This is a genomic window from Neisseria sp. P0024.S006, assembly GCF_051956595.1.
Taxonomy (GTDB): domain Bacteria; phylum Pseudomonadota; class Gammaproteobacteria; order Burkholderiales; family Neisseriaceae; genus Neisseria.
Genome location: NZ_JBQCXH010000003.1, coordinates 302,743 through 317,444, shown reverse-complemented (window position 1 = coordinate 317,444; position 14,702 = coordinate 302,743). Strand labels below are relative to the sequence as shown.

Genomic DNA, 14,702 nt, shown 5'->3' with positions numbered 1-14,702 from the left:
AGTTTTGATGACTTTCAGACGGCCTTTTTATTTACAGCGAAATCCTTAATCGGATAACAACGGCTGCTGCCGAACAATCGCGCGGATGATGGCGCGGTTGGGGTGTAGCGCGGTTCTCAGCCTTTGTGATAGCGGATGCGGCAAACCGAGTATTTCGGCTGCAATGGCGGCGGCGCAGATAGGGGCTGTCGCCAGGCCGCGTGTGCCGTGTGCCGTATTGATGTAGGCATGGGGCAGGTAAGGGCAGGGAATATTGTCGAGGCGGTAGTTTTTGTCCAATGCCAGTTTGGCGTAGGCGGACTGCATGGCGGCGATGTCGCCGAGTGCGCCGACAACGGGCAAGTGGTCGAGGCTGTCGCAACGCAGGGCGGCATGGCCTTGTGTGGATTGGAGCGGGGGAGTTTGCAGGCCGTCTGAAAACAGGGATTGTGCCAATGGCGGATTAAGCTGGTGCAAGGCGGCGCGGTTGTCGGCTTCTTCGTACGGATACCAAGTTTCATCGTTGCTGTTGAGGACAAATGTCGCGCCGTAGCAGTGGCTGCCTTGCCAGCTTGGGCTGATGTAGCTTTCTCCGGAAATGGCGCAACGCAGCTTTTGTGAAAACGGGCTGGCGGACACAACGCCGGTTTGGCCGCGGATTTGGCGGAAAGGCAGAGCGGAGACGTTGGTGTCGGCAGCATTCGGGCTGTGTGCGCCCATACAATAAACGATATGGCTGGCATTGAAATGTGCGTTTGGCGTGTGTGCCGTCCATTGTGCGCCGTCATGCGATACTGCGGTCAGCGGCGAGTGTTCGTGCAACTCAATCAGCGGATGGTTCAATAAGGCATGCACGACGGCGGGCGGATTCAGCCATACGCCTTGCGGCCAGTAAAGGCCGTCTGAAAATACGTCTATGCCTGCGATAGATGCAGCCTCTCCGACAGATACGCTGCGGTAAAGGTGTTTATGCTGGTGTTGCAAACCCAAGGCCTGATTGCGTTTGCGTTCGCTGTCGTCAAAGTTTAAATGTAATACGCCGTCGCCGCCCCATACGTCGGAGTCGGGCAGCAAGTCTTCCAGCAATCGGCGCGTGTAGCCGTAGCCAGTCAGCAGCAGCTCGGTTTGTTCGGTATCGTGTGGCGAGATTTTGGCGTAGAGCAAGCCTTGGCGGTTGCCGCTGCCTGCCTGCGCTGCTTTTCCGGCCTCTAAAACGGTAACGCGTACGCCGTGTTCCGCCAGTTTGCGTGCGGTCGCTGCGCCGGCAATGCCTGCGCCGATAATCAGGACGTGTTCGGGCGCGGCTTGATGTTCAGGCCGTCTGAACCAAGGTTTTAGAGGAATGGGGGCGGATTGGGGTATGGCTTCGGTTTGCCATTCGATATGAGGGAAATGTTCGTGTAAGCGGTCGGCGCGGTGTGGCGGAACCAGCCAAAGATGCACGTCAGGCAATAGGTTTTCCAAAACATTGACGCTGTTGAACTGAAGGCATTTCATGGCTTGAACGAGGCGGTTGTTCAGACGGCCTTCAAGCTCGGAGGGATGATTCGATAATGGAAAATCGGGAATATGGTTTTCAGGCAGGCAGACAATCAAATAAAGCGGCGCGGTATGTTGTTCGATGGCGCGGCAAAGGGTAGCAAGGGAAGGCGTGGTGTTCCAAGCAAGGCAGGTCATGATGAAAGGCCGTCTGAAAAAAGAGGCTTTATTGTAACGCGGTTTGCGCGGATAGAATATCCGGACGGGTTTTGATAAAATCTTTCGATATTTGTTTTCCCATTGATTTTCATACAGGAATTTTATGCGCCGTCTTTTATTGTGCCTTCTCGCTTCCGGCTTGCCCGTTGCCTGTTTATCCGCGCCGCCGGATAACGGCGGCCAAGCCTTTCAGCCCGAACGGTGGGCAACACCCATTAAACACGATGCCAACCTTTATCGCATCGATGACAAGCTTTACCGCAGCGAGCAGCCCGTTGCCGAAGATGGCGAAGCCATCGTCAAGCTGGGCATTCAGAGCGTGATCAACCTGCGCTTTTTCGACCGCAACGATGACGACCATTTGAAGGCGTATGGTTTGACCTTGTTAAACCGTCCGTTGCTGTCATGGAGCATTAAGCCGAAAGAGATTGCGGAAATCCTATACCTGATTGAAAAACAACAGCAAAACGGCGCAGTGCTTATCCATTGTTATCACGGCGCGGACCGTACCGGTTTGATTGCCGGAATGTACCGCATCATTTATCAAGGCTGGCCGGTGGAAGAGGCAAAAGCCGAAATGCAACATGGACCTTATGGTTATCACAGCATTTGGAAAAACATTGCCAAGCTGTTTACCGAAGAGAAAGTCAAGCAGGTTAAAATGCACTTGGAAGCCTTGCGCAAACGCGGTTGACGCCAAGATTCAAAACATAAAAAGGCCGTCTGAAAGATTTGTTTTTTCAGACGGCCTTATATATTACGCCCCGTGAAAGGGGCAATTAACCAAACTTAACAACCCCCTTTCATTAGCCAAGTGAAAGGGGCTTTTTTATGTCAGCAAACATTATTTTCAGTTCGTCTTACTGGCGAATATTCAAATCAAAAAATTCATGTGTTTTGTGCTTTTACCGATTCCAAGTAGGAAAAGCCCATGAACTGGAAACGAAAGAAACGTTTCCAGATTTGTTGGAAACACTGAAACAAATAGATTCGGCAGGCTCTTACTATCCTGTCATTTTAACTTCGGACGGTTCGCCGTTTATTGTTCTTTAATAGTTTGTCGGAATGAAGGGCTTTCGGTCGCAGACCGTCGGGCGCGCGCCAGCGCGGCAGACGGTCTGCGACCGAAAGCCCCCCCCTTGACTAACAGGGGGGGAGCAAAAATCAAAGCCCCGAAATTCCAAAAGAGGGGAGCAGATGAGCCAAATAGAATATTTCTCACATTTCATCACGGATGAGCGGGGGAAACTGATTGAAGTTCCGCAAAGGCGGGGCATACAGGACGGCGTTTTCATAGACTGGCTTTCTATAACATTCCATGAAGACACATTGGTAAAAATCGCCGGATGTCCGTTGGTATCAGATACTGAATACATGTACGTCTTGAGCAGGAAGTTGGAAGAAATTTTAGGTTTCGGCATTACCCGAAAATGCAAGTCCAAAGGTAACAAATTTTACGAATCCATGTACCGGCTCGGATCGGACGATGTGGATTACGGAGAAGTCCATTATGGCGGCCAGCGGGATACCGTTTTGATTGAGCTGAAAGGCGTCGGGTGCAATCTCGCGCAAGCGGGTTGGGAAGCACGAATGAAGCAGTTTTTAGACGAAGCCGTCCGACCTAGAATAACCCGTGTAGATTTGGCATTGGATTTTTTTGATGGAAGCTACACACCTGATCAGGCAATGTTAGATCACGATAACGGCTTTTTCGACAATCATAATATGCGCCCAAAGTCTGAAACAGTCGGGTCGGCATGGCGTAAGGAAGACGGCACAGGTAAGACGTTCTATGTCGGTAGGAAGAAAAATTCCCGGTTTGTCCGCGTATACGAAAAAGGACGTCAGTTGGGTGATAAGGACAGTACATGGGTCAGGTTTGAAATACAGTTTAACCACGGAGATATAGAAATACCGTTTGAGATTCTGACAGACGAAGGCGGTTACTTTTGCGGCGCATTTCCCATATGCAGCAATTTCAAAAATATGCCGCAGGAAAAACGGTTTGAGCCGAGAAGTAAAGCCCTGAATTTGACGTTCGGCCACAAACTGAAAAATGCTAAGAACGCTGTCGGCAAGCTCGTCAATTTCATGTCTGATTTAGGTTTCACGGCTGAAGAAATTGTAAGGCATCTAAAAGCAGAACAAGGTTATCCCAAAGGTCTGGAGCCTGAAAAATACGATTTGAACGAATTGAGGCAGGCAGAAAGAAGTGGGTTTATACACGAATCGGCGGAGGCGGCACTTGATTTTGAAGTCATGGCTTTAGATTTAGATTCGGTCTGTTTCAAACTGTCTGACGGCTACGACCCTCATAAACGTCTTTTTGACGTCCAGTATGAAGCAGACAGAAAACGCAAAGAAGACGAAGCGTATGAACAATTTTTGCAGCGCAAATATGAAGAAGGTTTACCGCTCGCCGAGCAGATGAAGCGAAGGACGGCGCGATGGCATGAAGAAACAGCGCGAAACCGTATTAAAAATGCTAAGTATCGGCTGTATCGTGGTGAATATAGGGCTTATACCAAAAAGCCCGTCAAATTTGATTGGTATGATTTTTAAGAAAGGAAATATCCATGTTTAACCAAACCCAGATAATCACTTATCCAGCAACATTTTTAGGTGCCAAAAAATTCAAAGGCGAAATTGACGGCTCGCAGATTGACAGTTGTTCCGTCTTGGTAGCTACACCGCTCCCGTCTCAATCGGGTAACGCCGTCGGATTCACCGCAGCTCAGATGAAGTTCGGTTCAAGCGATAACTTTGCAAAGCTGGCAAACCTCAGTTTCCCTTGCGAAGTCATGATTACCGTAGAGATGACCTCGACAGGCAAAGGCATGGTTCCCTCCCTGAAAGAGTTCCAAGTACAAACAGAGGCAAAGCCGAAAGGCTAAATCATGAAATATAAAGAACGGTTCATAGTTCAGGATTTGGAATCACATGAATTCATCTATCCCGATCCGTTTGGCGATACAGGTTTTACCCAAAATCTAAAATCTGCCGGGCATTTTGAAAGCTATGAAGACGCATTTAATGCCGGAATGGAAGAAATAGGTGGTGGATTCCAAATTTTCGCGTTTTATCTGAAAGAAGAATAAGTTCACAGGCTCGGCGGGCGGTCTGTAAAACCTTTCACAAAGCCCGCATTAAAGGACTTGGAGATGAATCAAAAAATACCTCTTTCTTTTAAATTAAGTTTAGGCGGTCTGATTTTTTTTCTTTTTATTTTATTCGTATCGGTTTATTACCTGTATGGATGAAAGACGTGGGATAGTCTTAAAAAATCCCAATTTATTTTTATTAACCTGAAAGGAAAACGCTATGAAACTCGTTAACGTAGCAAAAAAATATGGCAATAAAATCTTTGCCGCAACAGCCCTGACAACCGCTTCTGCTTTGGCCGCTGCCGATGGCGTCGATTTGTCCGGTATTGGTACTACTGCTGCCGCAGAAATTGCAAAATTTGCCGTAATGGTGTCTGCAATTGGTGCTGCTGTTTTGTCAGTTATTGTGTTGATGCAAGGCTTCCGCATGGCCTTCAGCATGGTTAAAACGGCTAAATAACTGAAAGGGTAGGACATGGGGTATCGCGTCGGATTGCAATGCTTTTCTACGATGGAAGAAGCGCATGATTATGTATTGTCTCAAGTCCTACCCACCATAACGGCGGATGGCAGATTTGTACGTCCTTACAAAAATGGTAAAGACTGGTATTTGAGCGAGCAGAAAATCAATTTGAGTTTTCCGCAATGCGACATAGCCGAACAAATACAATTCGGCGTATTGGTAGGCGCGCCGTTCATAGTCTTATTAGTGCTTGTATTCGGTATCAGAATGATAAAACGGTTGATTGAATCAGTTACGGAGCATCAAGGGGGTGGAGATGATTGACTTTTGGTTTTTATACGGATTCGGTGCGGTCTGTTTGGCATCGCTGATATTTTTTTGATATTCAAAAAGGGTATAATCCCGACTTTCTGAAACCGTTAAGAAAGTTAGGATTATGTTAGAGAAGAATGAAAAGGATTTTTTCTATATAACTGAATTTGAATTAGATGAATTATCTAAATTCTATTTAGAAAAACCTTTATCTTTTGTATTTTATTCATATTTAGAAGAAACTGGATATTTGAAAAAATTCTCTTTAGATAAATGTCAGAATTTTTTTAATAGAATAAATTTCAATAAGGCATGTTTTGAAGTTTTATTTAAAGATAATTCAGTTTTCACTATTGGAAATGGTGAAATAAATGTTACGGGTTTTGACAATAATTTTTCTATTAGGTTTGAGCTTTGAATCTTTTGCTGGTGATTTGCAAGTTAGAAACGGTAAATTAGCCTATCCTTTGACTGAAAAATTTAATGAAAATGGTTTCAGACCTTGGAAAATTATTGGTGGTGGAATTGATCAAGAGTATCAGTCTAGATTCGACAAATCACTTCATGTTCGCGAAGCATCTACCGGACTACGCTCCGCCTCAACTGTTCCCGTAACGATAGAAGCCCAAGTATCCCGAAAAGCCGTCCTATCAGGCGCATTTGGCCTGGTAAAAGCAGGCGCAAAACTTGGTCTAAAAGCTGTTCCTTATGTTGGTGCTGCTGCATATGCTTATGATGCCTATCAAGTTGTTAAATATGATCTTGAATTTGAAGGCTACAAATGGAATGAAGCTAGCGAAGAATTCCTAAAAGAATGGCCTGCGAGAAATTGTATTTGGGTTAGAGATGAAAGCGACAGAGTGCAAGATGTTGCATGTTATGGCGTTGATAGTTCGGTTTTAAATGCTTACAGAAAAGGCGGTAAAAGCCAACGCGAAGCAGAAGAACTTATGAAAGGCCAAATGGAAAAACTGGCTGGCCCTTTTTGGGAAAAACGTAAAAAGGAACTTGATAAAGATTTAGGTTCTAAATTTTGGGAATATTACCATTTAGATAAATGCCTATTCGATTTAAATGGAGGTGGTTGTTCAGTTAAAAGAGGTAGTGACGTCAGAAGTTCAGTTTCTTTTCGTTTAAAAATGCGAGATACACAAGTCCTTGATCAAGAAACATTTCTAAAAATATCAACCAATTCAATAGATAGCAACCCTACCCCCTTCGTCGAAGGCACAGGCAAACCAGAATATAACGAAAAAGTGTCAGTCCCTGCCGGTACTGTTGTAACCATTGGCCCTGTCACTCCAGAAAACGGCAAGCCGGTGCAAATTACCATAACTTTCGGCCAAGATTCAAACGGCAATACGACGGCTGAAGTTGCAACTACTCAACGTCCTGATCTTGATCCCGGTAGCCCAGAAGCACCCAATAAGAAGCCTGACGGTAATCCTGACAGTAATCCCGATGGAAAGCCCGATAAAAAACCTGATGGTAATCCTGATGGAAAGCCCGATAAAAAACCTGATGATAAACCCGACCCTGACGGCAAAGACGATCCAAAAAAGGACGAAAGGCCTAAAGAGGATGACAAGCCAAAGGAAGACGGAGGTTTGCTCTGTAAAGTTTTCCCGAACATTTTGGCATGCGACGAATTGCCCGAAAAAGAAGAACCAAATTTAGAGATTCCTCAAGAAACTATCGATTTGAACTTCACACCTGACAATACCTTTAAAGAGTATGGCGAATGCCCTGCTCCGGTAACGTTTCAGGCGTTGGGCGCGGAATACAAAATTAGTCTCGAACCGGCGTGTAATTTAGCTGCCATGATGCGCCCTTTTATTATCGCCATGGCTTGGTTGGTAGCTTCGTTTTTCGTGGCTAGAGTTGTCAGAAATAACGCATAGGGGGATTTATGAAATTTTTAGCAGCTCTTGCTCCATATTTGATAAACCATGTTATCAAATACATTCTGACTGCCTTAGGGGTGTCTATTATTACTTATGTTGGTTTTGACGCCCTTATGAGTAATCTTAAAAATCAGTTTATAAGTAGCATGGGGGCGGTTCCCGCCGGTGCGATCCAAATATTTTATATCGCAGGCGGTGGCGTTGTTTTGAACATCATGTTTGGCATGCTCGCCTTTGTCGTTACTTTTAAAACCCTGTCTAAATTAAGCTTCGGCAAGAAAGGTTAAAAATGGCCGCAATTACTCTGATTACAGGTAAACCAAGAATCGGCAAAACCGCCTTTGCTGTAGAACTGCTTATGTTTGATGATTTCTATAAAGGCAGAAAAATCTTCTCTAATATCAACGGCCTTTTGATAGACCATCATAAACCGCCGGAAGGGCATAGCTGGGAAGACATGCATGAATGGTTGAAATGGAAAGAGAATATCGGCTCTGTCGTCATCTATGACGAAGTGCAATATCTGTTTCCGACACGTTCAAGTGGCTCGAAAATGCCTGAAAACGTCGCCTTTCTAAACATTCACGGCCATTACGGTATCGACATGATACTAATCACACAATCGGCCAAGTTGCTTGACGTGAATTTGCGCGAAGTAGTTAACAAGCATATTCATATAGCTGCGAACAAAATGGGCGGTTTGACTAGGCTGGAATGGAATGAAGTAGTTTTAAATCCGACCCAACAGGCAAGAAACGCCTTGTCCAGTTCGCATAAAATTAGACAAGAGGTTTTCGAATACTACAAATCTGCCGAAGTGCATACTGCGCATTCGCACGTCAAATCTAGATGGTACTATGTCATTATCGCAATGTTGTTTATCCTGCCGTGTATCTTAGGTTTGGTCGGATTTATGGGCTATAAGATGTATCAGGGTTATAAAGATAAAGCAGGAATGACAACACAGGTTGAAGATCCAAAGGAAGCTACAGGTTTTAAAAATCCGCTTGATCCTGAAAACCAAAAGGAAATGATGCCGCAAAGTGGAATTCAGGGGCAAAACCTCAAACCTGAAGATTTTGTCCCTGTTCTTGCCGAAAAGCCCGAAAGTAAACCCATCTATAACGGCGTCCGTCAAGTCAAAACATTTGAGTACCCTGTCGGCTGTGTCGATGGCGGCAAAAGCGGATGTACCTGTTATTCATCTCAAGGTACACCGCTTAAAGAGATCACAAAAGCAATGTGCAAAGACTATGCAAGAAATGGATTGCCGTTCAACCCATACAAGGACGAACAACAGGCAGCACAACAGCAACAGACCGCACCGCAGACAGCCTATGAGCCTGAAAAAGGGCAAGTCCTTACGATGGGTGGGCAAAGTCCCCAAAATCTCATGTATGACGGTTATACAGAAGCGGGACAGCAGTTTGCACAACGTGGCGGGGTAGTTGGGTCACAATAAAAGATGCTTATTTATCTGTTAATGAAGCCAAAGGCGGAATTAATAGGTAAATAAGCATCCACGGGGTGTGGGAACTCCCACTTCTATGAGTTTCAGCAATTTTATGTCTTCCGGCGACACCTAAAAATTCAAAAACAGCCAAAAATCAGCTCAACCGGAAGCAATAAAATGCTAAAGCCAAAACCCGCAAACCGTTTTAAAAAAGACGGTTTGCGGGTTTTTGTTTAAGCGCAAAGCAAAGACCGGGGCGGTTAGGCAGATGAACGACCTAGGCAGAAAAAGCCGATAAAAAGAAATGCTGACCGTCTTCTACCATCCTTGAAATTGAATATCATCATAGCCGCGACAGGCTGAATAAATAAGGAAAATCTTATCATGAATACAATCGGATTGGACATATCGCAAAAAACGATAGACGCAACACTGCATAAGACCGACGGAAGCACATATTACACAAAGGTCGGAAACAATCGCGAAGGCTTCCAAAGCCTAAAAGACTGGATAAAGGCAAACAAGGTCAGGAAATGCGTCATCGGAATGGAAGCAACGGGCATATACTACGAAGCCGCTGCCGAAAATCTGTCCGAAACCCACACCGTTTACGTCATTAATCCCCTGAAAATCAAAGACTATGGAAAAAGCCAGTTTAATCGCACGAAGACTGACAAAGCCGATTCAAACTTGATTGCTGAATACACCAAACGGCATGCGGACAAAATCATACCGTACAGTAAACCCAAAAACCGCTACCTGCAAAAACTCATCAACCTGAAACAGCAACTTAAAGACCATCAGAAACAAATCAAAAACCGCCTGCACAGTTCAGATGACGAAATGATACAGGCGATTCATCAAGACCTTATCCAAGCCTATCAGGATAAAATCGACCAAACCCAAACCGCCATAGACGCACAAATCGGACAAGCAGAAACTGACGGCCACTATCGAAACCTGCAAACCATAGCAGGTATAGGCAAAGACACCGCCGCCATATTGTATGCCCAACTGACAGACAAAACCTTCCAAACCGCAAACCAATTCGTATCATACGCAGGACTAAGTCCTCAGACCGAACAGTCTGGGACGAGCGTCCATAAGAAAGGCAGATTGAGCCGCTACGGACATCGCCGGGTTAAACGCTCCCTGTATATGCCCGCACTGGTTGCCTATCGGACGGGTGCATTCCCTCAGCTCGTTCTCAACATGACGAATGCAGGCAAGCCCAAAATGGTCATCATCGTCGCCATCATGCGCAAACTGGCGAAGTTGGCCTATTACATTGTCAAAACGGGCAAGCCATATGACAGCACGCGACACAAAGCGGCGCAGGCGTAAACTGTAAAAACAAACTAAACAAAAAGAAAACGGTTACAGGAAATGTAACCGTGTATTGTCATACCGTCAAAAAACGTAAAACAAAATAATCATATAAAATATAAAGTTACAAATATATTCCATTTAACTTGTTGACGGGCAACATATCATCTTTTTAATGGAAGACGGTTTAAATCACAAAATCCGTAGATGATAATTGAATGCTTTGATCCATATCGGCAGAAGGGGTTTTGGAAGAGCGGCCGACCGGTTTGGCCGGTACGCCGACGACGGTAATCGAAGACGGTACGTCGGCAACCACCACGCTGCCTGCGCCAATTTTGGCATTTTTGCCGATGCGGATGTTGCCCAATATCGAAGCGTTCGCACCAATCATCACGCCATCGCCGATTTTCGGGTGGCGGTCGCCGCTTTCTTTGCCCGAGCCGCCCAGTGTTACGCCGTGGAGGATGGAAATATTGTTGCCCAAGACGGCGGTTTCACCGGCCACAAAACCGGTGGCATGGTCGAGCATCAAACCGTGACCGAAACGGGCGGCAGGGTGAATGTCAACACCGAAGACTTCCGACATGCGGTTTTGCAGGAAATACGCCAGCGTTTTGCGGCCGTTTTGATAAAGCCAGTGATTGATGCGGTGCGCCTGTACGGCGTGGAAACCTTTGAAATACAACAGCGGCAGCGAATATTCATCACAAGCCGGGTCGCGCTCGTAAATAGCTTTCAAGTCAGCCTCAACACATTTGCTGATGCGGGTGTCCGCACTTAAAGCCTGCTGATAAATTTCAAACAGCGCGCGCACGTCCATAATCGGACTGCCGAGCTTGCTGGAAAGATGGTAGGCCAATACCGAATCGAGAGACTGGTGGCGCAATACGGTTTGATGCAGGAAGCTCGCCAGCATCGGCTCGGCCGCGGCGGCGGCTTCGGTTTCTTCGCGGATGGTGTGCCACAGATTAAAATCAGTTGAATTCAAATGGTCTTTTTTCATGTTTGAGGCCGTCTGAAGAATACAATCAGATGGTTATCTTACCGTTTTCCAACGTATTTTAACAAGGCATTTGATAATCGGCATTCAAATGCTTGAAGTTTTTTCAGACGGCCTTATATATGAAACATCGAATATCAACACGCTAAAAGGATGTCAGAAATGACGGAGCATAACGAACAACATCAACACGAAGCAGAAGAAGCGGCAGCCGTAGAAACTGCCGAAACCGTTGAAACCGAACAAGCAGAACCGACTTACGAAGAACTTCAGGCGCGTGTCGCCGAGTTGGAAGGCCAGCTCAAAGACAGCGAATTGCGCGGTCTGGCAAACGAGCAAAACCTGCGCCGCCGCCATCAGCAGGAAATCGCCGACACCCATAAATTCGCCGGACAAAAATTTGCAGCAGAAATGCTGCCGGTTAAAGATTATCTCGAAATGGCGCTGCTGGACCAAAGCGGCAATTTCGATGCGCTGAAAATGGGCGTGCAAATGACTTTGAACGAGCTGCAAAAAGCATTTGATGCCACACATATTAAAGAAATCAACCCGCAGCCGGGCGACAAACTCGATCCGCACCAACATCAAGCCATGCAGGCAGTCGTCAGCGAGCAAGAGCCGAATACCATCGTCAGCGTGATGAAAAAAGGTTATACATTGGCCGACCGCGTGCTGCGTCCTGCAATGGTTGTTGTGGCGAAAAAAGAAGATTGAAGGCATCGCTTGATAAAGTTTATCAAGCATAAAATTTTCAGACGGCCTTATCCGGTTTCAAAACCCGATGTTCCGCTATTGGAAAATCATTCCGATAAACCGGAATCGGAAAATGAAAACCGGGCCGTCTGAAAAAAGAATAAACGGCTTGTGGATAAATAAATCAAGCACTTGAATTTAATCTTAAAAAAAATTCAAAATAGGCCTTGAAAAAAAATGAAGCAACCTTATTTACAAGCCATCGGAACGAAATGTTCCACAGGATTATTAATTAAGAAAAGTTTATTTAGGAGCAACATAATATGGCAAAAGTAATCGGTATTGACTTAGGTACAACCAACTCTTGTTTGGCCATTTCTGAAAACGGTCAAACTAAAGTAATCGAAAACGCAGAAGGCGCACGCACCACTCCTTCCGTTATCGCTTATTTGGACGGCGGCGAAATTCTCGTCGGCGCGCCAGCAAAACGCCAAGCGGTAACCAACGCTAAAAACACTATTTACGCGGCCAAACGTTTGATCGGCCACAAATTTGAAGACAAAGAAGTACAACGCGACATCGAGTCCATGCCTTTTGAAATCATCAAAGCCAACAACGGCGACGCATGGGTGAAAGCACAAGGCAAAGAGCTGTCTCCTCCTCAAATTTCCGCAGAAGTTTTGCGTAAAATGAAAGAAGCGGCCGAAGCTTACTTGGGCGAAAAAGTAACCGAAGCCGTGATTACCGTTCCTGCCTACTTCAACGACAGCCAACGTCAAGCGACTAAAGACGCAGGACGTATCGCGGGTTTGGAAGTAAAACGCATCATCAACGAACCGACCGCGGCCGCTTTGGCATTCGGTATGGACAAAGGCGACAGCAAAGACCGTAAAATCGCCGTGTATGACTTGGGTGGCGGTACTTTCGATATTTCCATCATCGAAATCGCCAACATCGACGGCGACAAACAATTCGAAGTATTGGCAACCAACGGCGACACCTTCTTGGGCGGTGAAGACTTCGACCAACGCTTGATCGACTACATCATTGACGAGTTCAAAAAAGAACAAGGCATTGATTTGAAACAAGACGTCATGGCTCTGCAACGCCTGAAAGAAGCTGCCGAGAAAGCCAAAATCGAATTGTCCAGCGGTCAGCAAACCGAAATCAACCTGCCGTACATTACTATGGACGCAACCGGTCCGAAACACTTGGCTATGAAAATTACCCGTGCCAAATTCGAAAGCCTGGTTGAAGATTTGATCCAACGTTCTATCGAGCCTTGCAAAATCGCATTGAAAGATGCCGGCTTGAGCACCAGCGACATCGACAACGTAATTTTGGTCGGCGGTCAAAGCCGTATGCCGAAAGTACAAGAAGCCGTTCGAGACTTCTTCGGCAAAGAGCCTCGTAAAGACGTGAACCCTGACGAAGCCGTTGCCGTAGGCGCAGCGATTCAAGGCGAAGTATTGAGCGGCGGCCGCAGCGACGTATTGCTGCTGGACGTAACCCCTCTGTCCTTGGGTATCGAAACCATGGGCGGCGTGATGACCAAGCTGATTCAAAAGAACACTACTATTCCGACTAAAGCGTCTCAAGTGTTCTCTACTGCCGAAGACAACCAAAGCGCTGTAACTATCCATGTGTTGCAAGGCGAACGCGAACGCGCTTCTGCCAACAAGTCTTTGGGTCAGTTCAACTTGACCGACATTGCACCTGCACCACGCGGTATGCCTCAAATCGAAGTAACCTTCGACATTGACGCCAACGGTATCCTGCACGTTTCTGCCAAAGACAAAGGCACCGGCAAAGCTGCCAACATCACCATCCAAGGTTCTTCCGGTTTGAGCGAAGAAGAAATCGAACGCATGGTGAAAGATGCCGAAGCCAACGCTGAAGAAGATAAAAAACTGACTGAATTGGTCGCTTCACGCAACCAAGCCGAAGCCCTGATTCACTCCGTGAAAAAATCTTTGGCCGACTACGGCGACAAACTCGACGCTGCTGAGAAAGAAAAAATCGAAGCTGCGTTGAAAGAAGCTGAAGAAGCCGTTAAAGGCGACGATAAAGCCGCTATCGATGCTAAAGCCGAAGCTTTGGGTACAGCCAGCCAAAAACTGGGCGAAATGGTTTACGCTCAAGCGCAAGCCGAAGCACAAGCAGGCGAGGGAGCACAAGCCGAGTCTTCTGCTAAGAAAGACGACGACGTTGTAGATGCCGACTTTGAAGAAGTAAAAGACGACAAAAAATAATTGATGCCGTCTGAAAAAAGCGCGAATCGAAAGGTTCGCGCTTTTTGTCGTTTGGGGAATGTGTAAAGACACTTTGTCAAAATTGGCAGTAAACTTTCAAAACCTTGCTACATCATCGCGTTGCCATACTTCTATTGCTGAATTTTGAACAGATTTCGCCGAATGCTGACAGCAGCTGACAGTCAAAGCCATTAATATTTGTCCATCGCTTGAGTGCGAATAAGTGCTTATTTTTACCTCAAATCAACCTCTTGAAAGAAGATAAATATGAAAAAACTGATTCAAATGACCTCTTTGATGGTTGCCGCTGCCGGTTTGGTCTTGGCACCAGTCGCTTCTGCGCATGGCAAGCACGACATGCATCCGAAACAAGAGCGTATGCACGAAAAAGCCAAACCGCACAAAATGAAAAAACCTGCACCTAAAGCCAAACACCACGCACCGAAGCCCAAACATCATCAAGAGCATCGCCACGAACCTCATTAAGATGAATCCTCAACAATAAATAAGGCCGT

The 14,702-nt window shown here is 46.1% G+C and carries 16 protein-coding genes; 14 read left to right on the top strand and 2 right to left on the bottom strand.

The annotated features are described in order from the left end of the window. Positions 1–45: 45 nt before the first annotated feature. Positions 46–1,656, bottom strand: a complete 1,611-nt coding sequence (gene mnmC / locus ACTHUF_RS07585; protein ID WP_440407433.1) for an FAD-dependent 5-carboxymethylaminomethyl-2-thiouridine(34) oxidoreductase MnmC — start codon at positions 1,654–1,656, stop codon at positions 46–48. A 124-nt stretch (positions 1,657–1,780) separates the two neighbouring features. Between mnmC and ACTHUF_RS07580 the strand changes: the two genes are divergently transcribed. From ACTHUF_RS07580 to ACTHUF_RS07530, 11 genes are all read left to right on the top strand, one after another. After that, a complete protein-coding gene (locus ACTHUF_RS07580; protein ID WP_440407432.1) occupies positions 1,781–2,371 on the top strand; it encodes a tyrosine-protein phosphatase in 591 nt (196 codons plus the stop codon). A 503-nt stretch (positions 2,372–2,874) separates the two neighbouring features. After that, positions 2,875–4,239: a replication initiation factor domain-containing protein gene (locus tag ACTHUF_RS07575; protein ID WP_440407431.1), complete on the top strand. Its 1,365-nt coding sequence runs from the start codon at positions 2,875–2,877 to the stop codon at positions 4,237–4,239. A 14-nt stretch (positions 4,240–4,253) separates the two neighbouring features. Beyond that, positions 4,254–4,571: a hypothetical protein gene (locus tag ACTHUF_RS07570; protein WP_440407430.1), complete on the top strand. Its 318-nt coding sequence runs from the start codon at positions 4,254–4,256 to the stop codon at positions 4,569–4,571. Between the two features lie 3 nt (positions 4,572–4,574). Next, a complete protein-coding gene (locus ACTHUF_RS07565) occupies positions 4,575–4,775 on the top strand; it encodes a hypothetical protein (RefSeq protein ID WP_070492800.1) in 201 nt (66 codons plus the stop codon). A gap of 223 nt (positions 4,776–4,998) precedes the next feature. Beyond that, a complete protein-coding gene (locus tag ACTHUF_RS07560; RefSeq protein WP_314553323.1) occupies positions 4,999–5,241 on the top strand; it encodes a hypothetical protein in 243 nt (80 codons plus the stop codon). 15 nt (positions 5,242–5,256) lie between these two features. Beyond that, the gene (locus ACTHUF_RS07555) at positions 5,257–5,568 is read left to right on the top strand and encodes a hypothetical protein (RefSeq protein WP_314553324.1); all 312 of its coding nucleotides are present in this window, start codon (positions 5,257–5,259) and stop codon (positions 5,566–5,568) included. A 112-nt stretch (positions 5,569–5,680) separates the two neighbouring features. Beyond that, complete coding sequence (locus ACTHUF_RS07550; protein ID WP_063068744.1) at positions 5,681–5,974, top strand: hypothetical protein; 294 nt, start codon at positions 5,681–5,683, stop codon at positions 5,972–5,974. Further along, positions 5,928–7,457, top strand: a complete 1,530-nt coding sequence (locus tag ACTHUF_RS07545; RefSeq protein WP_440407429.1) for an IgG-binding virulence factor TspB family protein — start codon at positions 5,928–5,930, stop codon at positions 7,455–7,457. The genes ACTHUF_RS07550 and ACTHUF_RS07545 overlap by 47 nt, the downstream gene beginning before the upstream one ends. Positions 7,458–7,465: 8 nt before the next feature. After that, a complete protein-coding gene (locus ACTHUF_RS07540; protein WP_440407428.1) occupies positions 7,466–7,747 on the top strand; it encodes a DUF2523 family protein in 282 nt (93 codons plus the stop codon). A gap of 2 nt (positions 7,748–7,749) precedes the next feature. Further along, the gene (locus tag ACTHUF_RS07535) at positions 7,750–8,922 is read left to right on the top strand and encodes a zonular occludens toxin domain-containing protein (RefSeq protein WP_440407427.1); all 1,173 of its coding nucleotides are present in this window, start codon (positions 7,750–7,752) and stop codon (positions 8,920–8,922) included. 375 nt (positions 8,923–9,297) lie between these two features. After that, positions 9,298–10,257 carry an IS110 family transposase gene (locus tag ACTHUF_RS07530; RefSeq protein ID WP_440407426.1) on the top strand — a complete coding sequence of 320 codons (960 nt, stop codon included), beginning with the start codon at positions 9,298–9,300 and terminating at the stop codon, positions 10,255–10,257. A 169-nt stretch (positions 10,258–10,426) separates the two neighbouring features. Here ACTHUF_RS07530 and cysE read toward each other — a convergent pair whose 3' ends face one another. Beyond that, on the bottom strand, positions 10,427–11,245 hold the full coding sequence (cysE, locus tag ACTHUF_RS07525; protein ID WP_003747509.1) for a serine O-acetyltransferase: 819 nt from the start codon (positions 11,243–11,245) through the stop codon (positions 10,427–10,429). A gap of 150 nt (positions 11,246–11,395) precedes the next feature. On the opposite strand from cysE, the gene grpE reads away from it, so the two are divergent. The 3 genes from grpE to ACTHUF_RS07510 all read left to right on the top strand — a co-directional run bounded on the left by grpE (position 11,396) and on the right by ACTHUF_RS07510 (position 14,673). Then, a complete protein-coding gene (grpE, locus tag ACTHUF_RS07520) occupies positions 11,396–11,956 on the top strand; it encodes a nucleotide exchange factor GrpE (RefSeq protein WP_003747507.1) in 561 nt (186 codons plus the stop codon). Between the two features lie 302 nt (positions 11,957–12,258). Further along, a complete protein-coding gene (dnaK, locus tag ACTHUF_RS07515; RefSeq protein ID WP_440407425.1) occupies positions 12,259–14,187 on the top strand; it encodes a molecular chaperone DnaK in 1,929 nt (642 codons plus the stop codon). A 267-nt stretch (positions 14,188–14,454) separates the two neighbouring features. Further along, positions 14,455–14,673 (top strand): hypothetical protein, encoded by a 219-nt coding sequence (locus ACTHUF_RS07510; RefSeq protein ID WP_315094533.1) that lies wholly within the window; start codon positions 14,455–14,457, stop codon positions 14,671–14,673. The last annotated feature ends 29 nt before the right edge of the window (positions 14,674–14,702 follow it).